Below are 22,982 nucleotides of genomic sequence, written 5' to 3' on the forward strand. Positions count from 1 at the left end.
TCGGTCTCCAGCTCCCGGCGGGCGGCCCACGCGCCGCGTGTGGCGGTCATGGTCGTGCGCGGGCGAGCTCCTCCCGGCGGTTGGCCACGATGCTCGTCGCGGTCACCACGCCCAAGGTCGCGATGATCACGACCAGTGAGAGCGGCGTCGGCACCTGCGGCACCCACGACCACACCGTGTGCGCCCAGTGCAGCACGAGCTTGGCGCCGATGAACGCGAGAATGATCGCGAGGCCGTGGTTGAGGTGGCGCAGCTTGGCCAGGGCGTTGCGCAGCACGAAGTACAGCGCGCGCAACCCGAGCAGGGCGAACGCGTTCGTGGCGAACACCAGGTACGGGTCGCTCGTCACGCCGTACACCGCCGGCACCGAGTCGACCGCGAACACCACGTCGGTCAGGAACACCGCGGCCACGACCAGGGCCATCGGGGTGAGCGCGCGCCGCCCGGCCTGCCGGACGGTGAGCCGGGCGCCGTGGTACTCGTCCGTGACCGGCATGAGCCGCCGCAGCAGCCGCGTGGCGCGCATGTCGCCCGGGTCGATCGCGTGCTCGTCGTGGCGCAGCGCGTCGCGCAGCACCTTGGCCGCGGTCACGATGAGCACCGCCCCGAACAGCAGGAACGCCCACGTGCCGGCGCTGAGCAGCGCGGCCCCGGCGGCGATGAACACGCCCCGCAGCACGAGCGCGCCGACGATGCCGTAGAGCAGGACGCGCTGGGTCAGGTTCGCCGGTACCGCGAACGCGCCGAGCAGCAGCATGAAGACGAACAGGTTGTCGACCGAGAGCGACTTCTCGACCACGTAGCCGGTGAAGAACTCGACGCCGGGCTCGCCGCCGTGGGCGAGCCACACGTAGACGCCGAACACGGCCGGGAGCGCGAGGTAGAAGACGGACCACGCCACGGCCTCGCGCATCGGCACGTCGTGGGGCTTGCGGGTCAGGATGAAGTCGAGGGTGAGCAGCACCAGCAGGACGGCGATGGTCGCCGCCCAGAGCTGGGGGGACGCGATGGACTCGGCGGGCATGCGGATCTCCTCGAACGCAGCGTCACACGTTCGAAGTCTCCCCCACCCACCCGGGTGGCCGCCCGGGAACCGCATCGGCGGCTCGTCCTGACCGGAACGACCTTGCGAGGTACTCCCCTCGGCGACCGAGCATACGGCCTCAACCTGGACGTTCCCTGAACGCGCAGGCTCAGGCCCGCGCGCTAGCCGGACGTCTCCACGAACCCGGGCGGCGGCCCCGTGGTCGCGTTCGGGTCGGCACCGGCCGGCGGGGCGCTGACCACCTCGGCCGGGCTCGACGCGGGCGGCTCGCTCGGCTCGGCCGAGCCGGTCGGATCCGGCGACCCGGTCGGCGAGGCCGACACCGTGGGCGAGGCGGACGCGGACGGCGAGGCCGACGTGGTCGGCGACGCCGAGCTCTCGGTCGGCGGCACCGACGGCGGGGGCGGGGCCGGGTGCACGGGCCCGGTCGTGCTGGTGACCGGCCGGTTCTTGCCGGTCGAGGCGATGGTGGGCGTGGGCCGCGGCGCCTCCCCCGCGGGCGCGGCGGTGGCCGGCGGCGCGACGTCCTGCCCGGTCGGCGGCGTGTCGACCGGCGGGACCGCGACGACCTCGGGTGACCGCCCGAGCCACGGCACCATCCCGGTCCCGGACGAGCCGAGGGCCCCGACCGTTCCGGCCAGCACCACCGCGACCCCGGCGGTCACCGCCGCGGTGCGCAGTGCCCAGCGCCGCGACCGGAACCGCCCGGCCTGCTCGTGCATCCAGTCCCCGAACGCCCGGAGGGTCCCGTTGAGCCCGCCGTCGCCGACCAGCCCGGTCCGCGCCAGGATCCCGGCTCCGGCTCCGGCTCCGGCGACAGCTGCGGCCCGGTTCCGCGCGGCCCGCCGCCGAGGCGCGACGGACAGCGGCCGGGTCTCCTCGCCGGCCGCGTGGCGGGGCTGACGGGCGGACCCGGACGGCGCGGCCGGGGGCGGGCTCGCCTCCGCGGCCCGGCCGGAGCGCTCCGCGACCAGCCGGGCGAGGTCGGAGCGATCGGCGGCCGAGCGCACGAAGTCGGGGCGGCGCAGTGCCGGCTGCACCGGATGGGCGTGGTCTTCGGCGGGGGCCGCGGCCGTGCGGATGACGATGGCGTCGTCGGCGTTGGCGTGGGCGAGGTCGAGATCGAGGTCGGGGCGGCCGGTCACCGAGCGGCCGGGGTCGGTGGCCCAGGCGAGGTCACCGGCGGGGCGGATCAGGTCCTCCGGGGTGCCGGCCCGGTCCGCGTGCGCCGGGCGCGCCGCGCGCTCCGAGCGCATGGCCCGGGCGGCGTTGCCGAAGCGGTCGGCCAGGGCGGAACTCCCGGAGCGCAGGGAGCGGCTCAGGCGGGCGGCGCGGGAGCGGCGGTCGGCGTGGTGGGCGTCGGGGCGCAGGTTGGCCAGCACCGCCGTGCGGCGCGACTCGGCCGCCTCGCTCAGCCAGGCCGGCAGGTCGACGGTGGTGCCGGACAGGTCGGCGAGGATGAGCGCGACCTCGTCGCTGGAGGGCCGCTCGGCGGCGTCGACGCGCAGGCAGCGGTCGACGAGCTCGAACAGCTCGGCCGGGGCGCCGCCGCCGACCTGTCCTCCGACGCAGCCGGCGAGGACCCCGCCGAGGGCGCGCACGTCGGCGGCGGCCGCGGCGGGGTCGAACTCGCCGTCCCCGGTGAACCCGACGACCTTGGCCCCGAGCTCGCCGAGCAGGATCTTGGCCGGCGTCAGGCCGCCGTGCGTGACCCACTGCCCGTGCGCGTGGGCGAGCGCGGCCGCGACCTGGGCCCCGATCCGGGCGGCCTCCCGCCACGACAGGGCTCCCTCGCCGAGCAGGACGTCCAGCGACGGCCCCTCAGCGAGCTCCATGACGACGTAGGGCGTGGAGCCCCGCTCCGGCAGGTCGGCGACGCCCACGTCATAGACGGCGGCGATGTTGGCGTGCACGAGACGTGCGGCGATGCGGCCGCCGGTGAGAAAGCGGTCGGTGACGTCGGCCGTGCTCAGATGCGGAATGCGAACCGCGACCGGCCGATGCAACAGCCGGTCGGCGCCATGCCAGATCTCCGCGGTCCCCCCGGTCCCGGTGACCCGGTCCAGGCGATACCGCCCATCAAGCTCCATGGTCTCCTGCAACGCCCCCCAGCTCTGCCCGGATGCCACACCCCTGCCGCACTGCTACCCTACCGCCCGCCGCCCGTCCGCCACGTGACGGTTAGGTGTCGATTCGGCTGGTCGTGGGGCATCCACGGGGCATCCGCAGGACACCCGCATACCCACAACGGGTCCGGAGCTCCCCGCGGAGGCGCCCGTGTGGCCAGGATCACGGCGGCGCGCGCGTGGCACAGTTGGGGCCATGGTGCGGTACGGGCGGTCCGGGTGACGCCGCGCGGCGTCTACCGGCTCGTCGCCGTCATGGTCATCGCCGGGTGCGTCGCGGTGTCGTACGTGGCGATCCGGCAGCGGGCCGGGGAGCCGCCCGCGCCGCCGTCGCCGCCGGGGCCGCGGCCCGCCTTCCAGATGCCGTTCCCCTGCGGCGAGGTCTGGACGCTCACGACGTACCCGGGGCATGACGACTTCGACATCGACTTCTTCGCCGCGTCGGGGGCGACCGGCGGCCGGACCGTGCTCGCCTCGGCCGGCGGGACCGTGACCTGGGCGGGGTGGAGCGCGACGCTCGGCGACGGCAAGCCGGCCCCGGCGGGGTCGTCCGGGACCCGCGGCGGGCTCGGGTACGGCGTGATCATCGACCACGGGGGCGGCTGGTTCACCGAGTACGGGCACTTCGGGGCCGTCCCGCGGGTGCGCACCGGCGACGCCGTCACGCCCGGGCAGCCGATCGGGGTGGTCGGGCACACCGGGTCCACGACCGTCGACCATCTGCACTACGAGCAGCTCAACGACCGGCTCGACCCGAAGCGGACCCGCGGCAACGGGGACAAGGTGGAGGCGGTGTTCGACGGGGTGCCGTCCGGCATCACCAGCGACGAGCACTCCCCGGACCAGGTGCGCACCAGCCGCAACTGCGCGGCGAGCGGGGCGCGGCCGCCGGCCTGACCGGCCGCGCAACGTCCATAGTGGACTCACACCCCCTGGTATTCTCGGCGCTTCACCAGGGGGTGAGCATGCGAGCACGCGCAGCGGTGGCCGGACTGGCCCTTGCGGTCTGCGCGCTGCTGCTCGGGCTCAGCCTCGCGCACCACGCGGTGCCCGGCGACACCTTCCAGGTGCAGCGCGCCGCGCCCGCGCACGCCGCGCTCGCCGCCGGCGTGCGCGACGCGGTGTCCGCGACGCCGGTCGCGACCGAGGGCGAGGCGCCACCGCGCTTCGCCGCCGGTACGCCGGAGGCGTCCACGACGAAGCTCAGCATCGGGTGGTCCGTCGAGCCCGCCGGCTGCCGGGGTCCTCCCACCTGCTGAAGGCACTCCGCGAACAGCACCAGCCGTGGCCCGTCCGGGTCGACGGCATGGACGATCGTGACGACCGTCATCGCCTGCGGGGTACGTCTGGCTGCGCCACTTCGCCTGACAACCATCAGCGCCGGCAACCATCCAGTGCCACTGCACGGTTCGGGACGGTTCGTCACAAGACTGTCATAGCGCCGCGGGACCACGGTCATATCGATTCGCCAGGGTTGCTGCGGCACCGGCGGGCGGGACAGCGGACACGGCTGCCCGCCCGCCTCCTCGAGCACGCAAGTCAGCTGGGAGCACGCACGATGGACGTCGAACGCACCGCCCTGCCCGGAATCGGCCTTCGGCACGAGTTCGTGACCGCCAAGGGGCAGCACGCGGCGGTCCTGTCGCACGTCTCCGGCCGGCGCGACGTGGTCCTCTACAGCAGCGAGGACCCCGACACCGTGGTGGCCACCCTCGCGCTGAGCACCGACGAGGCCAACGGCGTGGCCGAGCTGCTCGGCACCGCCCGCATCGTCGAGCGCCTCGCCGACCTGCAGCGGCAGGTCACCGGGCTCAAGACGGTCCAGGTGCCGATCACGGCGGGCTCGCCGTACGACGGCCGCTCCCTCGGCGCCACCCAGGCCCGCACCCGCACGGGCGCGTCGATCGTGGCCGTGATCCGGGCGGGCCAGATCCTCGCCAGCCCGCGGCCCGACTTCGTCTTCGACCCTGGTGACCTCGTCGTCGTGGTCGGCACGGCCGACGGCACCGACGCGGTCACCAACATCCTCGCCAACGGCTGAGCGCGCATGCACGGTGCTGCTGTCCTGATCGAGATCGGCGCGGTCATCCTCGGCCTCGGCCTGCTCGGAGCCGTCTCGGCGAAGTTCGCGATCTCCCCCATCCCGCTCTACCTCATCGCCGGGCTCGCGTTCGGCCAGGGCGGCATCCTGCCCCTGGCCACGAGCGAGGAGTTCACCGCGACCGGCGCCGAGATCGGCGTCATCCTGCTGCTGTTCACGCTCGGCCTGGAGTACACCGCGCCGGAGCTCGTCGGCACCCTGCGGCACAACGCCCTGGCCGGTGTCGTGGACCTCGTGCTCAACGCGGCGCCCGGCGTCGCGACCGCGCTCATCCTCGGCTGGGGGCCGGTGGCCGCGGTGGCGCTGGGCGGCGTGACGTACGTGACCTCCTCCGGCATCACCGCGAAGGTGCTCAAGGACCTCAACTGGCTCGGGAACCGCGAGGTGCCGGTCGTGCTGTCGCTGCTGGTCTTCGAGGACCTCACGATGGCCGTGTACCTGCCGATCCTGACCGCCCTGCTGGCCGGGGTCGGGCTCGTGGCCGGCCTGACGACCCTGGCCATCGCGGCCGGGACGATCACCGTCATCCTCGTCATCGCGCTCAGGTTCGGCCGGTACGTCGAGATGTTCGTCGCCTCCCCCAACGAGGAGGTGCTGCTGCTCAAGGCGCTCGGCCTGACCGTGCTCGTGGCCGGCGTCGCCCAGCTGCTGCAGGTCTCGGCCGCCGTCGGCGCGTTCCTCGTCGGCATCGCGCTGTCCGGCCCGCTCGCGCACACCGCCCGGGAGCTGCTCAGCCCGCTGCGGGACCTGTTCGCCGCGGTGTTCTTCGTCTTCTTCGGCCTGCACACGGACCCGGCCGCGCTGCCGCCGATGCTCGGCATCGCGGTGCTGCTGGCGGTCGTGGGCGTGGGCACGAAGTTCGCGACCGGCTGGTGGGCCGCCCGCCGGGCCGGGATCAGCCCGCTCGGCCGGGCCCGGGCCGGGGTGGCGCTGAGCCCGCGCGGCGAGTTCAACATCGTCATCGCGGGCCTGGCCGTCTCCGCCGGGCTCAACGAGAGCATCGGGCCCCTGGCCGCCGCGTACGTGCTCGTGCTCGCGGTCCTCGGCCCGATCCTGGCCCGCGCGCTGGAGCCGCTGAGCCGGCGCATCGCCCGCAAGCGCGGCCTGCCGGCGCCCGCACCGGAGACCACCTGAGCGGTCGGGCAATCCTCATGGCATACCTGCGAGATCGGGGGATGGCGTTGCCCTGATGGCCGGCAGCGCCGAGCGCCCGGGGGTTCCCGGCCCGGTGCCGCCGGGGCTGCGCCACGTCGGCTCAGCCGGCCGGGCCGGTCGCGAGGCGGATGTTCGCCGCGCGGGTGCGCCCGCCGCGGTCCATCCACGTCACCCGCACGGTGTCGCCCGGCTGGTGGGCGTCGATGAGGGCGGTCAGCGACGACGCGCCGGCCACGTCCTCGTCGTCCACGGTGCGGATCACGTCGCCCGCGCCGATGCCCGCGCGCTCGGCCGGGCTGCCGGCCAGGACGCCCGAGACCGCGGCGCCGCCCGCCTTGCCCTCGGCGTCGGACGCCGTGACGCCGAGCAGGGCGGTCGGGCCGATGTGGACGGTGTCCGACGACTCGCCGCTGGTGATGCGCCGGGCGATGGCGAGGGCCGCGTTGCTCGGGATGGCGAACCCGATGCCCTGGCCGGTGTCGGTCGACGCGGCGGTGTTGATGCCGATGAGCCGGCCGCCGCGGTCGACGAGCGGGCCGCCGGAGTCGCCCGGCTTGATGTCCGCCGCGACCTGGATGAGGCCGGACAGCCGCTGGGAGCCGCCGCCCTCGGGGTCCTGGGCGGTGATGGTGCGGTCGAGGCCGGTGACCGAGCCGGTGACGGACTCCCCGCCGTTGCCGCCCGCGTTGCCGACCGCCACGATCTCGTCGCCGACCTGGACGCGGCCCGAGTCGGCGACGGCGAGACGGGTCAGGCCGGAGACGTTGCCGAGCTGGATGACGGCGATGTCGTGGGTGCGGTCGTAGCCGACGACCGTCGCGGCGAACGAGCGGCCGTTGGCGACGGTCACGGCGCTGATCGCCGTCGCGCCCGCGATGACGTGGTTGTTCGTGAGCACGAGCCCGGTGGAGCCGATGACGACCCCGGTCCCGGCGGCGCGGGCGTTGCGCAGCCCGAGCGTGCTGGTGATGTTCACGACGCTGCGGTTGACCGTCGCCACGATCGTCGCCGTGTCCAGCGGCGCGGCCGGGGCCGAGGTGGCCGCCGACGCCTCCGGGGTGGGCGGCAGCGCGTCGCCGGGCGGGGCCGGGACCACCGCGCCGGGCCGCGCGGCGGTCGGTGTGGGGCGCGGCCGGGGGCTGTCCGACCGCGCCTCCAGCGTGGCCACCAGCCCGGCGACGCTGACCAGTGCGGCGAGCCCGACGAGCAGGACGACCCCGACGGCCCACCGCAGCACCGCTCCCCCGCGCCGCAGCATCCGCCGCGGCTCGGGCGCGGGGCCCCGGCCGGGATCGGGCCACCGGTCGTAGGCGCGTGACGGGCGGTTCCACTCGGGCGGCCGGGGCGGCGGCACCGGACCGTCGCCCCAGCCGTCCCAGCCCCGCTCCGCCCCGATCACCGAGGTGACCGGCACCGCGGTCACCGGCACGTCGTAGCGCGAAGCCGTCATTCGTCCACCACCGCCCGGGAGTCGGCCATCTACCGGCGACTACGGACGGGGGCGGCCGAAGGTTCGATCGCCGCGCAACTCGACCCGGGCCCGCGTTCGCCCGGGCCCCGTCGCGTGTTCGTCATACCGTCTCCGCACGTTCGTCGTACTTCGCCCCGAGAATCACCGGGGTGTCCGATGATCACTGGCGGCTGCGGCAGCTGGAGCAGTCGCTGTCCGGCGAGGACCCGGAGCTGGCGCGGGCGCTGACCGGCCTGCGCCCGGTGCGGCGCTGGCGCACCCGCATCGCGACCGGCGCGCTGCTGTCGGCCGGCTGCGCGCTCCCGGCGAGCCTCATGGCCCACGACGCCACGCTCGCCGTGCTGTCGGCGGGCGCCTTCGGCGTGGCCGCGGGCCTCTGGCAGCCCCTGGACACCTGAGCCCGGCGGAGGCCGGGAGGCGGCGCGGGAGCCCGCCGATTGGGACCCGGTCTGGGTCTTTGGGCCCAGGATCGCGGGGGCGGCGATCACTAGCGTTCCTGACGCAAGTGGTGATCCAACCCCCACGGGAGAATCGATGACCCTGTCCCTCCGGCACCAGCCCCGATCGCGGCTGTTCGTCCTGGCCGGCATCGCGGTGGCGCTCGTCGGCCTGCTCGGCTGGTTCGCCACCGGGCCGCTGCTCTCCGCCAGCGCCGACGCCACGCCCGTGTCCCAGGGCAAGCCGGCGACCGCCTCCTCCAGCGAGGGGCGCTCCTACCCCGCCTCGGCCGCCGTCGACGGCGACACCGGCACCCGCTGGTCCAGCGCGTTCAGCGACCCCCAGTGGCTGCAGGTCGACCTCGGCGCCCCCACCGCGATCGGCAAGGTCGTGCTGCAGTGGGAGCGCGCCTACGGCACCGCATACCAGATCCAGACGTCCTCCGACGGCACCGCCTGGCTCACGGTGTACTCCACCACGACGTCGAAGGGCGGCAAGGAGACGCTGACGGCCAACGGCATGGGCCGCTACGTCCGGCTCTACGGCACCGCGCGCTCCTCCGGCTACGGCTTCTCGCTGTGGGAGTTCCAGGTCTTCGGCACCACCGGCGCCCCGGCCACCGCGACGGTCGGCCCGGTCACCGGCGGCCCGTCCAGCGCCGGCCCGGTCCCGACCGGCGGTGCCACGCCGACGTCCACCGCGACCGCCCAGGCCGGCTGGATCATGGCGCCGAACCCCGTCACGAACGTGAAGCCGTCGCACGAGGTACCGCCGAACAAGGGCGGTTTCCACGAGTTCCAGGCGAACTGCTCGGTCAGCCGCAGCAACCTGCAGGACGACCCGATCGTGTTCCCCGGGCTCGCGGGCGCGTCGCACATGCACACCTTCATGGGCAACACCACGACGAACGCGAACACGACCGTCGACTCGCTCGCCGCGGGCTCGACCACGTGCAAGGCCAAGGGCGACCTGTCCGCGTACTGGATGCCGACGCTCTACAACGGTGACGTCGCGGTCAACCCCGAGGGCCTGCAGACCATCTACTACAAGACCGGCGTGCAGGACTACCGCACCGTCCGGCCGTTCCCGAAGGGCCTGCGCTTCGTCGTGGGCAACGCCAAGAACACCGACGCCGACAAGTTCCTCGCCGCGACCGAGAAGGGCTTCGAGTGCGGCGACAGCTACGAGAACAAGAACATCCCGCTGAGCTGCCCGGCGGAGCGCAGCGTGAAGCTCAACATCCGCTACCAGGCCCCGAGCTGCTGGGACGGGCTGCACCTGGACTCGCCGGACCACCAGTCGCACATGGCCTACCCGATCGACACGCACTCGGCCGCGGGCCTGGTCTGCCCCGACGACCACCCGGTCGCGGTGCCGAAGCTCGAGTTCAAGATGGCCTGGCCGGTCAACGGGGACATGTCGAAGGTGCACTTCGCCAGCGGCGCCGGCCCCACGTTCCACTACGACTTCGTCAACGCGTGGGACGACCGGACCCTCAAGGCGATGATCGACGGGTGCATCGTGGCGGCCCGGCAGTGCGACGCCCAGGGCCACGACGGGCGCGACGACCAGCAGCCCGCGCCGTACGTGCTGAACAACAACTACGTGCTGCCGTAGCAAACCGGAACACACCCCACCGGTAAGGCCCGGCGCCGTCGTCCCGCAGGGGATGGCGGCGCCGTGGCGTATTGTCGGGCGCGGGTCGCCGGAGGGACGAGGAGCACGTGTGACTGACGGCGGCTTGCCGACGCGCCGGGCGCGGCAGTGGATCGGGGTCACGGCCGTGGCCGTCGGCATCACGGGCGCGGCCGTCGCCGTGCCGCCGCTGATCGCCCCGGACCACGACCGGGCCGAGCCGCGGCCGAGCCGCACGCCGCAGACGGTCGCCAGCGCGTTCCAGCCCGGCCTGAGCCCGAGTGCGAGTGCGAGTGCGAGTGCGAGTCCGGGCCTGAGCGCTTCGCCCCCGGGGTTCGCGCCGATCAGCATCCAGGCCGAGGACCCCGCGAACACGCTCACCGGCGGCGCCTCCGAGACCGCGTGCGGCACCTGCCGGGGCGGGAAGCGGGTGCGGTACATGTGCGCCGAGTGCACCCTCGTCGTGCGCGTCACGCTGCCGAGCGCGGGCACCCGGACGGTGACCGTGTACTACGAGACCGACGGGAACCGGGCGCTGAAGGTCCGCATCGGCACCGCCGCCCCACGCGTGTTCCCGGTGACCGGCCCGGACTGGTCGGTTCCACAGTCGTTGCGGTTCACGGCGAACCTGCCCGCCGGGGAGGTCCGGCTGACGCTGTTCAACGACGAGTCACCGGCGCCGGACCTCGACGAAATCGTGATCGCCTGACTTAGGTTTGGCTTAACTGCGGCGCAAATCCCGAGCCCCCGCTGCGCGTGTGGGCAGGCGCCCAGTAGCGTCCCTGCCGTGGTGAACACCGACCGTGCGGTGGCCGCGGCCGCGCTGGCCCGGGCCGTGCTCGTCGGCCGCGCGCTCGCGACGGTGATCGCGGCCGCGGCCGGGTTGCTGCTGGTGAGCGACCGGTGGCGGCTCGTCGAGGTGCTGGCGCTGGTGGCCGTGGGCACGGGCGTCCAGCTCGGCCTGCTCGCCCGCTGGCCCCGGCTCGCCGCGCTGCCGGTCACCGCCGTCGCCGCCGACGCGGTCCTCGTGCTCGCCGTGCTGGCCCTGAGCCGCGGCGGCATCGCGTACTTCTGCTTCGCCGCCGGCGCCGGCGCCCTGGCCGGGGTCCTGCTCGGGCTGCGGGCGGTGCCGGTGTGGATCCTGCACGCGGCGCTGGGCTTCGCCGTCATCGGCCGCGTGCTGCACCGCCTCGACCCGCCCGCCGAGATGGCCGCGTTCGTCGTCGCCCTGCCGGTCGCCGGCGCCCTCGCCGGCCTGGGCGCGTCGGTGCTGACCTCGGCGCTGACCCGCTACCTGGAGCTGTCGCGCAGCCTCGTCGACGCCGCCCAGCGCTCCGCGGCCGCGTCCGAGCGGGCCCGCCTCGCCCGCGAGCTGCACGACTCGGTGAGCAAGACGCTGCGGGGCGTGTCCCTGGCCGCCCTCGCGCTGCCGACCTCGCTGCGCCGCCAGCCGGCCCTGGCCGAGCAGCTCGCCGGCACCGTCGCCGCGGGCGCGACCGCCGCCGCCCGGCAGGCCCGCGAGCTGCTCGAGGAGATGCGCCTGGACGTGCCCGACCGCGACTTCGCCACCAGCGTGCGCGAGCTGTGCGACGCCTGGAGCGCGGCCTGCGGGGTGCCGGTGCGCGCGATCCTGGAGCCCGTCGATCCGCCGATTCCGGTGTCGTACGAGCTCATCCGCATCCTGCGCGAAGCCCTCGCGAACATCGCGAACCACGCCCTCGCCCGCCGCGTGGTCGTCCGGCTGGCCCCGACCCGCCGCGGGGTGCTCCTGGAGATCTCCGACGACGGCCAGGGCTTCGCCGTGCCGCGGGACCTCAGCCGCCTGCAGAGCGCCGGGCACTTCGGCATCGTGGGCATGACCGAGCGGGCCCGCAACGCCGGCGGCGACCTGCACGTGGACTCCGCGCCCGGGGCCGGCACCACGATCACGGTCCGCGTCGCCCTCGGCGCCCCGGTCGGTGCCGCGTGACGTGGCCGAGCGCGCCGCACATCGGGGTGCTCATCGTGGACGACAACCCGATCGTGCGCGGCGCGCTGCGGGGCATCCTCGACGCCGGCGACGGGGTGCGGGTGCTCGGCGAGGCCGCCAACGGGCGCGAGGGGATCGCCGCGGCCCGGCGCCTGCGGCCGACCGTGACGCTGCTCGACCATCGCATGCCGATCGCGGACGGGTTGTCGGTCATCGCCACGGTCGCGCAGCACAGCAGCGTCCTCGTGCTCACCAGCGACGACGACGCCGAGCTCATCGCGGGCATGCTGCACCAGGGCGCCCGCGGCTATCTCGTGCACGGCGAGTTCGACCCGGCCGAGCTGCTGCGCGCGGTGCGCGAGGTCGCCGGCGGCCGGGGCTGGCTGTCGCCGGTCGCCGCCTCCGTCGCCGCGTCGATGGTCCGCGACCAGCAGGCCCGCGAGCGCAGCCGGCACCAGCAGACCGAGCGCCGCGCCGAGGTCCGCCGCCACTTCGGCCTGACCGAGCGCGAGCAGGACGTGATGCGGCTGCTCTGCGAGGGCCTGTCCAACGCCTCGATCGCGCACCGGCTGCGCCTGACCGAGAAGACCGTGAAGAACCACCTGAACCACGTCTTCGCCAAGCTGCAGGTGCGCAGCCGCACCGAGGCCGTGGTCCGCTGGACCTCCATCCGCTAGCGCCCGGCCGCGCCCGCCGGCGTCGCGGTCGCGGCGGCCCGGGGCGTCAGGCCCTGCCGCTCACGCCCGGATGACGTGCCCGGCCCGGGGCGGCGTGCGCCCGGCGGCGACCTCGAGCCAGGCCTCCCGCAGCGCCTGCGGCCCGTGCCCCGTCCGGACGTCGACCCAGGCCCCGGCCGCGGCCGCGAAGCGCTCCCAGGCCTCGGCGAAGCGCGCGTCGAGGCCCTCGCGCCCCCAGTCGCCGGAGCGCTTGCGCATCCGGGCCGGGGCGAAGAACACCTCGCCGGCCGCGAGCGCGTTCGGGGACTGGGTGGTGAGCCCGACCGCGATGTCGCGCACGAGCCGCTCGCCCAGGTGCGCCCGCAGCGCCTCCCGCGTCGCCGCCGCGCCGGACAGGTCCAGATACGCCGTCGGTACCGCCGGCAGCGCCCCCACCTCGTCGTAGGACAGCACCTCGTCGTAGCAGCCGAGCGCCTCGGTGAACGCGACGTTCCCGGGCGAGGTGAGCCCCGTGACGCGGGGGCCGCGCCCGCGCAGCTCGAACGCGGCGGCGTAGGCCGTCTTGCTCGACGCCGAGGACAGCACGACGCGCTCGGCCCCGTAGGCGTCGTGGTCGAGCACCTGGTCGGCGAGCATGAACGAGGTGAAGAACAGCGGCCGGAAGAGCACCAGCAGGTCCTCGCGGTCGGCCCGGTAGGCGGCGTCGGCGGTGGTGAGCCGGTAGGCGTTGTACGGCGAGGGGAGCTGCGCCCGGTGCTCGCTCGTGTCCCGGAACCCGGTCCCGTCGATCCGGCCCGGCCGCACGACGAGGTGCCCGGCGGGCGGGAGGTAGCCGTAGACGCGCGCTGCGGGCTGCACGTGCGGCACAGCCGAGCCGACCACCTCGGCGAAACCCCACAGCGGCACCAGCCCCCACCGCGGCGCGAGCCCGAACGCGGCGGGCGGGAAGAACTCCCAGTAGCGCATGGCGTCGCCGAGCACCGCATAGGTCACGTTGTTGGCGGTGACCCCGACCCGGTCGACGCGCAGCACGACCTCCCCGTCCCCGGCCCGGGGCGCGGCGACCTCCTCGACGGTCGTGACGCCGAACCGCTGCCGATCGACCCCGAACACCCACATGGCACACATCTTGCACTCCCCGTGCATCTTTGTTCAAGCCCGCCCGCCCGGGCCCTTGCAGGGTGACGCTGCCCACGGCCGGGGGCGATCGGCGCGGTCCTCGGCGGCGGCGTTCCTTGGCTACGCTCGGTCGCATGGGCAGTGAGCAGGAGGACGGATACACGCCACGGTCCCGGGTGGGGGCCGTGTTCGTCGCGCTGCTGGCCGGCGACGAGGACGCCGCGGCGCGGGCGGCGGAGCAGCCGCCGGACGAGCACGACGCGCCGGTGCTGCGGGCCGCGATCCGCCTCGCCGTGCGCAGCCTCTTCGACGAGGACACGCCGCGCGAGTCGGTGGCCGAGTTCGTGGCCACGATGGCGCAGGACGTGGAGGTCGACCCCGCGGTGGGCGAGGCCCTGCTGCGCACGCAGCTCGGCGAGGAGGGGCTGCTGGAGCCGTACTCGGAGCAGGACGTCTCCGACGCGACGTGGTCGACGCTGGGCTACCTGTGCGAGCGGCGCCTCGGCCCCGAGGACTCCCTCGAGCTCGTCGCCCAGGCCGAGCGCGAGGCCCTCCCCGAGGCCTAGCGCCCGTCCCGGACACCCCGTGGCGGGCGGCTTCCGCAACCGCCTTGCACCCCGCACGGGCGTTTCGTGCTCCCCGGCCGGCGCAGGATCGGGGCAGGGACGTCTCACGAGGGGGTACGGCATGTTCGAGCCGGCCGGCGGGCACAACGGATATGTCGTGGCGGTCGACGACGACGAGGACCTGCGCGAGCTCATGGCCACGCAGCTGCGCAACGGCGGCTACGAGGTCGCGACCGCGGCGGACGGGCCGTCGGCGATCGCCCTGATCCAGCGGCGCCCGCCCGACGCGGTCGTGCTGGACGTGTCCATGCCGGGCATGTCGGGCGTCGAGGTGTGCCGCACGCTGCGCATGCTCTCCACGACGATGTCGGTGCCGATCATCATGCTCACCGCCCGCACCCAGGTGAACTTCGAGACCGAGGGCCGCATGGCGGGCGCCGACGCCTACCTGACGAAGCCGTACTCGGCCCGCACGCTGCTGTCGAACCTCGAGGACCTGCTCCTGTCGTGAGCCGGGCCGGTCGCGGGCCGGACCCGGCCCGAGCCAGGCCCGACCCGAGCCAGGCCCGGCCCGAGCTAGGCCGCCGCGTCGGCGACGATCGCGCCGCGCAGGCGGTCCAGGGCGTCCCGGCGGGCCCCGGCGAGGGCCGGCTCCCGCCGCAGGACGGCCGCCTCCACCGCAACCGTGCGCGGCAGCCCGCCGACGGCCTCCCGCACCGGGGCGAGCACCGACGGGCCCCACGGGCCGCCGAGCACGATCAGGCCGGGGTCGGCCAGGGCGACGATCGCGGCCACGACTCCCGCGACCGCCCGGGCCACCAGCAGACGGTCGGGCTCCCGGGCCGCGATCGCGGCCAGCAGGGCGTCGGGGTCGATCGCGGTGGAGCCGGGCCGGCGCACCCCCAGCCGGCCGAAGACCTCGATGAACGGCACCGCGCGGCCGCCGGGGCCGACGGTGAGCAGGTGCGCGATCTCCCCCGCCAGGCCGCTGCGGCCGCGGGTCACCGCGCCGCCGCCGACGGTCGCGCAGCCCAGGCCCTCGCCCAGGTACAGGTATGCGAAGTCGTCCCCGGCGTGCTCCCGCTCGGCCCGCGCGGCCCAGTTCACGTCGTTGTCGACCGTCACGGGGCCGGCGACGTGCCCGGCGAGCACCCCCACCGGATCGAGCTCGCCCACCAGGAAGGGCGAGTCCGGCAGGTGCACGAGCCGGCCGCTGGCCCGGTCGACGGGATCGGCCGCGCTGACCACGGCCAGGCGCGGGCGGGCACCGCCCGGCGGTGCGGCGGCACCCGGCGGTGCGGCGGCGCCGAGCGAGGAGGCGGCCGCGGCCAGCGCGGCGGCGACCGAGGACGGCGACGCCGGGCGGCCGAGCGGGTGCGCGGTCCGGGCGATCGTCTCGCCGTAGGCGTCGAGCAGCTCCCCCGTGATGCCCGCCGGGGCGATCGAGACCGCGAGCGCCGTGCCGGCCGCGGGCGACAGGGCGTAGTAGGAGCCGACCCGGCCCCGGCCCCGGCCGCCGGGGGTGCGCTCGCCGGTGTCGGCGACCAGGCCGCGCTCCTCCAGCCGCCGCACGCTCTCCCCCGCCGTGGGCTTCGAGATGCCCGTCTCGGCGGCCAGCTCGGCCCGCGTCAGCCGCCGGTGCCGCATGAGGGCCCGCAGCACCCGCTCGTCGGTCAGCGAGCGCACCAGGTCCAGCGACGGTGACGACGACGGCGCGGGGTCCATGTGCCAATGCTAGGCAGGAGCCTTGCCTGGAACACCGTGGGGCGCGTACCGTCGGCCTTACAAATAAGGAGACCTGACTAGAAGGAGCCCGCCGTGTCCGCACCCGCGTTGCCGCACTGGGAGGAGACCCCGGCCGACCTGCCGGGCGCGATCCGCGAGATCAAGCAGGCCATCCGGGCCCGCATCGCGGCCTCCGGGCGCACGGTCGAGGAGGTGTTCGCCGTCCTCGAGCGGCGCATCGAGGCCGAGGTCGAGCAGATCGAGACCGCGCTGAAGAACGGCGAGCAGGTGTGGCCCGTGATCGACTACGCGGACATCGCCGCCGGCACCGTCCCGGCGCAGCAGCTCGACCTGCTCAAGCGGCGCGGGTGCCTCGTCGTGCGGGGCCACTTCGAGCGGGAGCAGGCGCTCGGGTGGGACCGCGGCATCGTCGAGTACGTCGAGCGCAACGCGTTCTTCGAGCACTACCGCGGGCCCGGGGACGACTTCTTCGGCACCGTCGGGTCGCGGCCCGAGATCTACCCGATCTACTGGTCGCCGGCGCAGATGCAGGCGCGGCAGAGCGAGCGGATGGCGAGCGTGCAGGCGCTGCTCAACCGGCAGTGGAAGTACGACTCGCAGGGCCGGGTGTGGTTCGACCCCGACCGCGACTCGCTCTACCCCGACCGGATCCGGCGGCGGCCCGAGGGCGCGGACTCGGGCGGGCTCGGCACGCACCTCGACCCGGGCACGCTCGACCTGTGGATGACGGAGGCGTACCAGCGCGCGTTCCGGCACCTCTTCGACGGCAGCGTCGAGGAGTACGACCCGTGGGACGCGGCCTACCGCACCGACGGGCCGCAGTACCCGGGCTCGACGATGTGCTCGGCCTTCCGCACGTTCCAGGGCTGGACGGCGCTGTCCGACATGGACCACGACCAGGGCGTGCTGCACACGGTGCCGATCCCGTCGGCGATGGCGTACCTCATGCTGCGCCCCCTGCTCGCCGACGTCCCCGAGGACGACATGTGCGGGGTCACCGTCAACCAGGTGTTCCCGGCCTCCGAGCGCTGGCACGCGCTGCTCCTGCGCGCCCAGGCCGGCATCCCCGACGTGCGGGCCGGCGACTCGGTGTGGTGGCACTGCGACATGATCCACAGTGTGGCGCCGGTGCGGAACCAGCGCGGCTGGGGCAACGTCATGTACATCCCCGCGGCCCCCTGGTGCGCCCGCAACGAGCGCTACGCGGCGAGCGTCCGCGACGCCTTCGCGACCGGCTCCAGCCCGAGCGACTTCCCCGAGGAGCACTACGAGCGCGCCTGGCCGGACCGCTTTTCGCCGCAGCAGCTCAACGCCACCGGCCGCCGGGGTCTGGGGCTGACGGACTGACCGGGGCCCCCGGGGACCCGGGGGCACAAACCGGCACGCAACCGCCCAAGCTGCAAGACTCCGCGCGCCGCGTTACGCTGCCCTCCTCATGAATGGTGACAGGCGTTCCGGTTCGGGGCTGACGATCACGGCCGGCACGGGGCCCGACGGTGTCGTGCTGGCGGTGGCGGGCGCCCTCGACTACACCTCGACCGAGCGCTTCGGCGAGGCCGTGACCGGCGCGTTCGAGTCGGGCGCGGCCACCCTGACCGCCGACCTGAGCGGCCTGGCCTACTGCGACTCCTCCGGCGTGGCGGCCCTGGTCCGCGCGCACAAGCACGCGGTGCGCGAGGGCCGCCGCTTCGTGGTCCGCGCCCCGAACACGACCCTGTCCCGCGTCTTCGCCCTGACCGGCCTCGACGCGATCCTCACCATCGAGAGCTGAGGCCGTCAGGACGGCAGGCGCGCGGTGTCCATCCAGAACTGGTTGATCTGGCGCACCACGTCCACGAACTCGTCGTAGCCGGACGGCTTCGTGATGTACGCGTTCGAGTGCGCCCCGTAGCAGGCGGCCACGTCCTCGACCGCGCTCGACGTCGTCAGCACCACCACGGGGATGCTCGCCACCGCCGCGTCCGACTTGACCTGCCGCAGCACCTGCCGGCCGTCCACGCGGGGCAGGTTCAGGTCGAGCAGGATGAAGTCCGGACGCGGGGCCGAGGCGTGGCGGCCGCGCCGGTAGAGGAAGTCGAGCGCCTCCTGGCCGTCCCGCGCCACGTGCAGGTCGCTGGAGAGCGCGTCGTCCTCGAAGGCCTCCCGCGCCATGAGCTCGTCGCCCGGGTCGTCCTCGACGAGCAGGATGGTCGCGGCGCGGTCGGCGTTCGGCATTCCGGCGGGTCCTTTCACCGAGCGGGGTCGGCCGAACTGTACGGCAAACCCGGACTCGTTGCCCAGCGGCAAACGCTATCCGTGTGGTAGGGGAAAGGACCCGCCGGACGGGGATGTGATCCGAGTCCTGCCCGGCCGGGGGTCGCATGGTGTCGAATCAGCGGCATGAGCAGCGAGCCCCACCTGAGCATCCGCGGCGCCGCCGAACCCCGCGTGCTGGTCCTGCTCCTGCCCGGGGGCAACGCGGACAGCACGGCCACGGCCCGGCGCTACGGCGTCGCCTACCTGCGGATGCTCCCGTTCGGCCGGGCGGTGGCGGGGCCGGGCGTGACCGTGTGGCGGCTGCGGTACCGGCTGCGGGGCTGGAACGAGCCCCGGCGGCACCCGGTCGCCGATGCCCGCTGGGCCCTGGCCGAGGCCGCCCGGCGCCACCCGGGGGTGCCGGTGGTGCTGGTCGGGCACTCGATGGGCGGCCGGGTCGCGCTGCACGTGGCGGCCGAGCCGGGCGTCGAAGGCATCTGCGCGCTCGCCCCCTGGATCGAGCCGCCCGACCAGGACCTGCCCGTGCCGGCGGACCGGCCGCTGCTCATCGCGCACGGCGACCGCGACCGGATCACCGACCCGGCCGCGTCGCGCCGGTTCACGGCCGCGCACGGCGCCCGGTTCGTCCCGGTGCCGGGCGGGGGGCACACGATGCTGCGGCACTGGCGCACCTGGAACCGGATCGTGCGCGAGTTCGTCAGCCCCTGGAGCCGGCCCCGAAGCGCAGACCGTCGATGAGCAGGTCGACCATGTAGCGGTCGGCGTCCGGGTGCACACCGGTGCACAGGCGCGAGATGGCGTGCAGGATGTGCATGGGCTCGGCGTCGGGCCGCACGTCGCCCGCCTCGGCCGCGGCGGCCAGGAGCCCGGCGAGGGCCGGCTCGAAGCGCTCGCGGAAGTACAGCGGCAGCGGCTCGAACGCCGGGTTGCCGGAGTGCAGGGCCGCGTAGAGGCCGCGCTTGGCGCTCACGAACCCGGTGTAGCGGTGCAGCCACCGCACCAGGGCCTCCAGCGGCGGGTGCTCGGCGGCGAGGACGGCCGCGGTGTCGGCGCACGCGTCGACCTCGTGCCGGAAGACCGCCGTCACCAGGTCGGAGCGCTCCGGGAAGTGGCGGTAGAAGGTGGCCAGGCCGACCCCGGCCCGGGTCGCGATCTCGCGCACCGGCGCGTCGACGCCGGAGGTCCGGAAGACCTCGCGGGCCGCCTCGACCAGGGCGTCGAAGTTGCGCTGGGCGTCGGCGCGCACGCGTTTGCCGGATGTCGGTTGCATAAGTGAGAAGACGTTCCGTATCGTAGTAACTGATAAAGCGTTCCGTTTTGCCCATCGTACGCAAGGAGGCGCAGCATGCGCTACCGCACGCTCGGCCGCACCGGCATCCAGGTCAGCCCCTACTGCCTGGGCGCCATGATGTTCGGCGCCATCGGCAACCCCGACCACGAGGACTCGGTCCGCATCATCCACCGGGCGCTGGACGCCGGCATCAACTGCATCGACACCGCCGACGTGTACTCCCGCGGCGAGTCCGAGGAGATCGTGGGCAAGGCGCTGCGGGGCCGGCGCGAGGACGTCGTGCTCGCCACGAAGGTCAACGGGGCCATGGGCGACGACCCGAACCGGCGCGGCACCTCACGCCGCTGGATCATGGCCGAGGTCGAGCACTCGCTGCGGCGGCTGGGGACCGACTACATCGACCTCTACCAGGTGCACCGCCTCGACCCGACCGTCGACATCGAGGAGACGCTGTCCGCGCTCACCGATCTCGTGCGCAGCGGCAAGGTCCGGGCGATCGGCTCCTCGACGTTCCCGGCCTCCGCGATCGTCGAGGCGCAGTGGGCGGCCGAGCGGCGGGGGCTGGAGCGGTACCGCACCGAGCAGCCGCCGTACTCCATCCTCGACCGCGGCATCGAGCGCGAGATCCTGCCCGTCGCCCAGCGCTACGGCATGGGCACGCTGGTCTGGAGCCCCCTGGCCCAGGGCATGCTCACGGGGAAGTTCCGCAAGGGGCAGCAGGCCGGCACCCACCGCAGCAACCTGCCGTTCCAGCACTACCGCGACGAGCGCCGCCTCGACGCCGTCGAGCGGCTGGTGCCGCTCGCCGAGCAGGCCGGGATGTCGCTGACCCACCTCGCGATGGCCTTCGCCGTCGCCCACCCCGGCGTCACCTCGGCCATCATCGGCCCGCGCACCATGGAGCAGCTCGACGACCTGCTCGCCGGGGCGGAGATCGCCCTCGACGACGCGATCCTCGACGAGATCGACGCGATCGTCGCGCCCGGCACCGACGTGGGCCACCTCGACATGGCCTACAACCCGCCGGAGCTGCAGCAGACCGCGCTGCGCCGCCGCCCGTCGGCCGACCGCGCGGCCGCCTAGGCCTGAGCCCCGGTGGCCTTGCCCTCCAGCACGCCCGCCTCGGCCATGCTGTCCACGGCGCCGAGGTAGTGGTCCTCCAGCATCGCCACGATCTCCTCGCCCGAGCCGACTCGGAACACGTCGACCACGTACTGGTGGCGGCGCACGGCCTCGTCCAGGCCGATGTGCTGGCGGTCGATCGACGAGCGCATGAGCGCGCCCATCTGGGCGTCCAGGGTCCGCCACAGCACGGCGAGGCGCTGCTTGCCCGCGGCGTCGATGATGCAGCCGTGGAACTCCGTGTCGAGGTCGATCATGGTGGCCACGTCGCCGTCGGCGGCGGTGTCCGCCATCCGGTCCACCACCTGCTGCATGCGGCCGAGGACGTCGTCGCGGTTGCCGCTGATGCAGCGCACCGCGCCGGCCTCCAGGACGAAGCGGGCATAGCAGGCGTCGCGAATGTCCTCGTAGGACATCCGCGTCACGATGCTGTGCCGCCGCGGCGAGATGTCCACGAGGCCGTCGACGCTGAGCTGGCGCAGCGCCTCGCGGACGGTCGAGCGGCTGACCCCGAGCTCCTCGGCCAGCGGGGCCTCGACGAGGCGCTGCCCGGCGGCGTACTCGTTGTTGAGGATCTTGCGCCGCAGCACCAGGTACACCGCCTCGGGCAGCGACCGGTGCAGGAACGATCCGGGGTCGGTCATGGCCGGAAGTCTAGGTCGTCGGCCCGCAGGCCGAGGTGCTGGTCGCCGTCGGCGTGCACGGGCAGGTCCGCCGCCGGGCCGCACAGCAGCGGCATCAGGCCGGGGCCGTGGCCGGGCAGCGGGCTGCCGCCGTGCACGATCACGCCCACCGTGCGCCAGCCCCGCCGGTAGCCGGCGTTGTGGCGCACGTCGAGGTCGTCCACGGCCACGAGGTCGCCGAGCCGCAGCCCGGGCGGCACCTCCTGCAGGTCGAGGTCCCACATCTGGGCCGGGCGGCCGATGCCGTTGCCGACGACGGACGAGGGGACGACCCCGCGCACGCCGAGCGGGAGCGCGAGCCGGGGCAGCATCCGCGGGTCGGTGTTGAGCACCGTGAGCCCCGGCAGCGTCGTGCCCTGCCCGTGGGCGCGCACCGCGACGGCGTCCCCGGGCAGCAGCCGGGCCAGGACCTCGTCGGGGAAGAGCACGATGACCCGGCCCTGCTCGCCGCGCTTGCCGAGCACCGTCCCGCGGGCGCCGGCGGCGGCGCCGGTGCGCACGACGGCCTCGTTGCCCAGGCACGCGAAGGTTGTCAGCGCGTGCCGGGCGGCCTGGTCGCGGTGCTCGAGGGTGACGCCCGGGGCCGCGTGGTCGGCGTCGTGGTCGAAGACCCCGTCGCCGAGGCGGACCCCGAGCACCACGCCCGAGGAGCCGATCGGCACGTACGGGGCGCCGTCGGCGTCGACGAGGTAGGGCGAGGACCCCATCGTCGGGGTCTCCACCGCCCCCGTCAGGTTCATGGCGACCGTGCTCACAGTCGAACTCCCAACAGTGCAAGGTTCGCGTCCGCGTCGTCGACGATCGCGAACGCCTCGGCGGGCCCGCTGAGGATGGTGCTGGGCCCCGGGCCGTGGCCGAAGAGGCGGCAGTGGCCCGTGCTGATGACGCCGACGGTGAGGTACCCCGGCCGGAACCCGCGCCCGAAGCGGTGGTCCTGGTCGGCCAGCACGACGAGGTCGCCGATGCGCAGTGACTCCAGCCCCAGCGAGAGGTCCTCGCCCTGCCCGGCGTAGGCGCCCATCAGGTCGGTGTTGGCGAACTCCGACACCATGCCGGCACCGGCGCCGACCGCGGCGGCGGGCACCCGGGCGGCGACCCCGACCTCGAGCCGCCCGTCGGCGCGGGTGGCGATCGGCAGGGCGTCGAGGGCGAGCGGGTCGAGGTTCTTGGCCACGATCGCCGGGTGGTCGAGCAGCTTCAGGCCCTGGCCGGTGGCGGCGACGCTGACCCGGTCGCCGGAGCTGACCTGCTCCAGCACCGCCTCCGGCATGTCGACCAGGACGTAGGCGTGCTGCCCGATGACCCGTCCCGTGGCCCCGGCCGCCGGGCCGCTGCGCACCGTGACCGTGTTGCCGACGCAGGACAGGAACTGCAGGGCCATGTTGGCGCCGGGGTCGGCGGCCCGCACCGACAGGCCCGGCTCCAGGTGGTCGGCGGCGTAGCCGGTCGCGGGGTCGCCGACGTGCGCGCCGAGGGTGACCCCGCCCATGCCGGGCAGCAGGAACGGGGTGCCGTCGGCGTCGACGCGGTATCCGTGCCGATCGGCGAGCGCGGGCCAGACCTCGCCCACGAGGATCTGCGT

At 74.7% G+C, this 22,982-nt stretch carries 25 protein-coding genes; 15 read left to right on the plus strand and 10 right to left on the minus strand.

What is annotated here, in order from left to right; genetic code table 11:
- Positions 1–46 precede the first annotated feature (46 nt).
- Positions 47–1,024 (minus strand): TerC/Alx family metal homeostasis membrane protein, encoded by a 978-nt coding sequence (locus ACQP2P_RS31740; RefSeq protein WP_433607050.1) that lies wholly within the window; start codon positions 1,022–1,024, stop codon positions 47–49.
- A gap of 182 nt (positions 1,025–1,206) precedes the next feature.
- Entirely contained in the window at positions 1,207–3,135 is a 1,929-nt protein-coding gene (locus ACQP2P_RS31745) for a protein kinase (protein WP_433607052.1), read from the minus strand.
- A gap of 255 nt (positions 3,136–3,390) precedes the next feature.
- On the opposite strand from ACQP2P_RS31745, the gene ACQP2P_RS31750 reads away from it, so the two are divergent.
- From ACQP2P_RS31750 to ACQP2P_RS31765, 4 genes are all read left to right on the plus strand, one after another.
- Entirely contained in the window at positions 3,391–4,068 is a 678-nt protein-coding gene (locus ACQP2P_RS31750; protein WP_433607054.1) for a M23 family metallopeptidase, read from the plus strand.
- A 68-nt stretch (positions 4,069–4,136) separates the two neighbouring features.
- Positions 4,137–4,430 (plus strand): hypothetical protein, encoded by a 294-nt coding sequence (locus ACQP2P_RS31755; RefSeq protein ID WP_433607056.1) that lies wholly within the window; start codon positions 4,137–4,139, stop codon positions 4,428–4,430.
- Between the two features lie 299 nt (positions 4,431–4,729).
- Positions 4,730–5,212, plus strand: coding sequence for a cation:proton antiporter regulatory subunit (locus ACQP2P_RS31760; protein ID WP_433607058.1), 483 nt, complete (start codon positions 4,730–4,732; stop codon positions 5,210–5,212).
- Between the two features lie 6 nt (positions 5,213–5,218).
- Positions 5,219–6,406 carry a cation:proton antiporter gene (locus tag ACQP2P_RS31765; RefSeq protein ID WP_433607060.1) on the plus strand — a complete coding sequence of 396 codons (1,188 nt, stop codon included), beginning with the start codon at positions 5,219–5,221 and terminating at the stop codon, positions 6,404–6,406.
- A gap of 121 nt (positions 6,407–6,527) precedes the next feature.
- Here the strand turns inward: ACQP2P_RS31765 and ACQP2P_RS31770 are convergent, their stop codons facing one another.
- Complete coding sequence (locus ACQP2P_RS31770) at positions 6,528–7,877, minus strand: S1C family serine protease (RefSeq protein WP_433607062.1); 1,350 nt, start codon at positions 7,875–7,877, stop codon at positions 6,528–6,530.
- Between the two features lie 170 nt (positions 7,878–8,047).
- On the opposite strand from ACQP2P_RS31770, the gene ACQP2P_RS31775 reads away from it, so the two are divergent.
- From ACQP2P_RS31775 to ACQP2P_RS31795, 5 genes are all read left to right on the plus strand, one after another.
- Positions 8,048–8,296: a DUF3040 domain-containing protein gene (locus ACQP2P_RS31775; protein ID WP_433607064.1), complete on the plus strand. Its 249-nt coding sequence runs from the start codon at positions 8,048–8,050 to the stop codon at positions 8,294–8,296.
- 136 nt (positions 8,297–8,432) lie between these two features.
- Positions 8,433–9,953: a DUF1996 domain-containing protein gene (locus ACQP2P_RS31780; protein WP_433607066.1), complete on the plus strand. Its 1,521-nt coding sequence runs from the start codon at positions 8,433–8,435 to the stop codon at positions 9,951–9,953.
- 109 nt (positions 9,954–10,062) lie between these two features.
- Entirely contained in the window at positions 10,063–10,680 is a 618-nt protein-coding gene (locus ACQP2P_RS31785; protein ID WP_433607068.1) for a hypothetical protein, read from the plus strand.
- A 78-nt stretch (positions 10,681–10,758) separates the two neighbouring features.
- The gene (locus tag ACQP2P_RS31790) at positions 10,759–11,940 is read left to right on the plus strand and encodes a sensor histidine kinase (protein ID WP_433607070.1); all 1,182 of its coding nucleotides are present in this window, start codon (positions 10,759–10,761) and stop codon (positions 11,938–11,940) included.
- Complete coding sequence (locus ACQP2P_RS31795; RefSeq protein ID WP_433607071.1) at positions 11,937–12,617, plus strand: LuxR C-terminal-related transcriptional regulator; 681 nt, start codon at positions 11,937–11,939, stop codon at positions 12,615–12,617. Before ACQP2P_RS31790 ends, ACQP2P_RS31795 begins: the two co-directional genes overlap by 4 nt.
- Before the next feature lie 60 nt (positions 12,618–12,677).
- Here ACQP2P_RS31795 and ACQP2P_RS31800 read toward each other — a convergent pair whose 3' ends face one another.
- Positions 12,678–13,736: a DUF2855 family protein gene (locus ACQP2P_RS31800; protein WP_433607073.1), complete on the minus strand. Its 1,059-nt coding sequence runs from the start codon at positions 13,734–13,736 to the stop codon at positions 12,678–12,680.
- A gap of 134 nt (positions 13,737–13,870) precedes the next feature.
- On the opposite strand from ACQP2P_RS31800, the gene ACQP2P_RS31805 reads away from it, so the two are divergent.
- Together ACQP2P_RS31805 and ACQP2P_RS31810 are read left to right on the plus strand one after the other, a co-directional pair.
- On the plus strand, positions 13,871–14,302 hold the full coding sequence (locus tag ACQP2P_RS31805; protein ID WP_433607075.1) for a hypothetical protein: 432 nt from the start codon (positions 13,871–13,873) through the stop codon (positions 14,300–14,302).
- A 121-nt stretch (positions 14,303–14,423) separates the two neighbouring features.
- Positions 14,424–14,813 (plus strand): response regulator transcription factor, encoded by a 390-nt coding sequence (locus ACQP2P_RS31810; RefSeq protein WP_433607077.1) that lies wholly within the window; start codon positions 14,424–14,426, stop codon positions 14,811–14,813.
- Positions 14,814–14,878: 65 nt separating this feature from the next.
- Here the strand turns inward: ACQP2P_RS31810 and ACQP2P_RS31815 are convergent, their stop codons facing one another.
- A complete protein-coding gene (locus ACQP2P_RS31815) occupies positions 14,879–16,027 on the minus strand; it encodes an ROK family protein (protein ID WP_433607079.1) in 1,149 nt (382 codons plus the stop codon).
- Positions 16,028–16,120: 93 nt separating this feature from the next.
- On the opposite strand from ACQP2P_RS31815, the gene ACQP2P_RS31820 reads away from it, so the two are divergent.
- Together ACQP2P_RS31820 and ACQP2P_RS31825 are read left to right on the plus strand one after the other, a co-directional pair.
- Positions 16,121–17,395 (plus strand): YbiU family protein, encoded by a 1,275-nt coding sequence (locus ACQP2P_RS31820; protein ID WP_433607081.1) that lies wholly within the window; start codon positions 16,121–16,123, stop codon positions 17,393–17,395.
- Positions 17,396–17,483: 88 nt separating this feature from the next.
- Positions 17,484–17,819, plus strand: coding sequence for an STAS domain-containing protein (locus ACQP2P_RS31825; protein ID WP_433607083.1), 336 nt, complete (start codon positions 17,484–17,486; stop codon positions 17,817–17,819).
- Between the two features lie 5 nt (positions 17,820–17,824).
- Here ACQP2P_RS31825 and ACQP2P_RS31830 read toward each other — a convergent pair whose 3' ends face one another.
- Positions 17,825–18,262, minus strand: coding sequence for a response regulator (locus ACQP2P_RS31830; RefSeq protein WP_433607085.1), 438 nt, complete (start codon positions 18,260–18,262; stop codon positions 17,825–17,827).
- A 165-nt stretch (positions 18,263–18,427) separates the two neighbouring features.
- Here ACQP2P_RS31830 and ACQP2P_RS31835 point away from each other — a divergent pair, with 165 nt between their 5' ends.
- Complete coding sequence (locus ACQP2P_RS31835; protein ID WP_433607087.1) at positions 18,428–19,042, plus strand: alpha/beta hydrolase; 615 nt, start codon at positions 18,428–18,430, stop codon at positions 19,040–19,042.
- On the opposite strand, the gene ACQP2P_RS31840 is transcribed toward ACQP2P_RS31835, so the two are convergent.
- Complete coding sequence (locus ACQP2P_RS31840) at positions 19,002–19,574, minus strand: TetR/AcrR family transcriptional regulator (RefSeq protein WP_433607089.1); 573 nt, start codon at positions 19,572–19,574, stop codon at positions 19,002–19,004. The two genes, ACQP2P_RS31835 and ACQP2P_RS31840, sit on opposite strands and share 41 nt — an antisense overlap.
- A gap of 75 nt (positions 19,575–19,649) precedes the next feature.
- Here ACQP2P_RS31840 and ACQP2P_RS31845 point away from each other — a divergent pair, with 75 nt between their 5' ends.
- A complete protein-coding gene (locus tag ACQP2P_RS31845; RefSeq protein WP_433607091.1) occupies positions 19,650–20,678 on the plus strand; it encodes an aldo/keto reductase in 1,029 nt (342 codons plus the stop codon).
- Here ACQP2P_RS31845 and ACQP2P_RS31850 read toward each other — a convergent pair.
- The 3 genes from ACQP2P_RS31850 to ACQP2P_RS31860 are packed head-to-tail and all read right to left on the minus strand — an operon-like array spanning position 20,675 to position 22,970.
- Positions 20,675–21,361 carry a GntR family transcriptional regulator gene (locus ACQP2P_RS31850; RefSeq protein WP_433607093.1) on the minus strand — a complete coding sequence of 229 codons (687 nt, stop codon included), beginning with the start codon at positions 21,359–21,361 and terminating at the stop codon, positions 20,675–20,677. The genes ACQP2P_RS31845 and ACQP2P_RS31850 overlap by 4 nt on opposite strands.
- Positions 21,358–22,155, minus strand: coding sequence for a DUF4438 family protein (locus ACQP2P_RS31855; protein ID WP_433607095.1), 798 nt, complete (start codon positions 22,153–22,155; stop codon positions 21,358–21,360). The genes ACQP2P_RS31850 and ACQP2P_RS31855 overlap by 4 nt, the downstream gene beginning before the upstream one ends.
- Entirely contained in the window at positions 22,152–22,970 is an 819-nt protein-coding gene (locus ACQP2P_RS31860; RefSeq protein WP_433607097.1) for a DUF4438 family protein, read from the minus strand. The genes ACQP2P_RS31855 and ACQP2P_RS31860 overlap by 4 nt, the downstream gene beginning before the upstream one ends.
- Positions 22,971–22,982: the final 12 nt, after the last annotated feature.

The sequence above is a fragment of the Dactylosporangium sp. CA-139114 genome, from assembly GCF_050955725.1.
In the GTDB taxonomy this organism is placed as follows: Bacteria; Actinomycetota; Actinomycetes; order Mycobacteriales; family Micromonosporaceae; genus Dactylosporangium.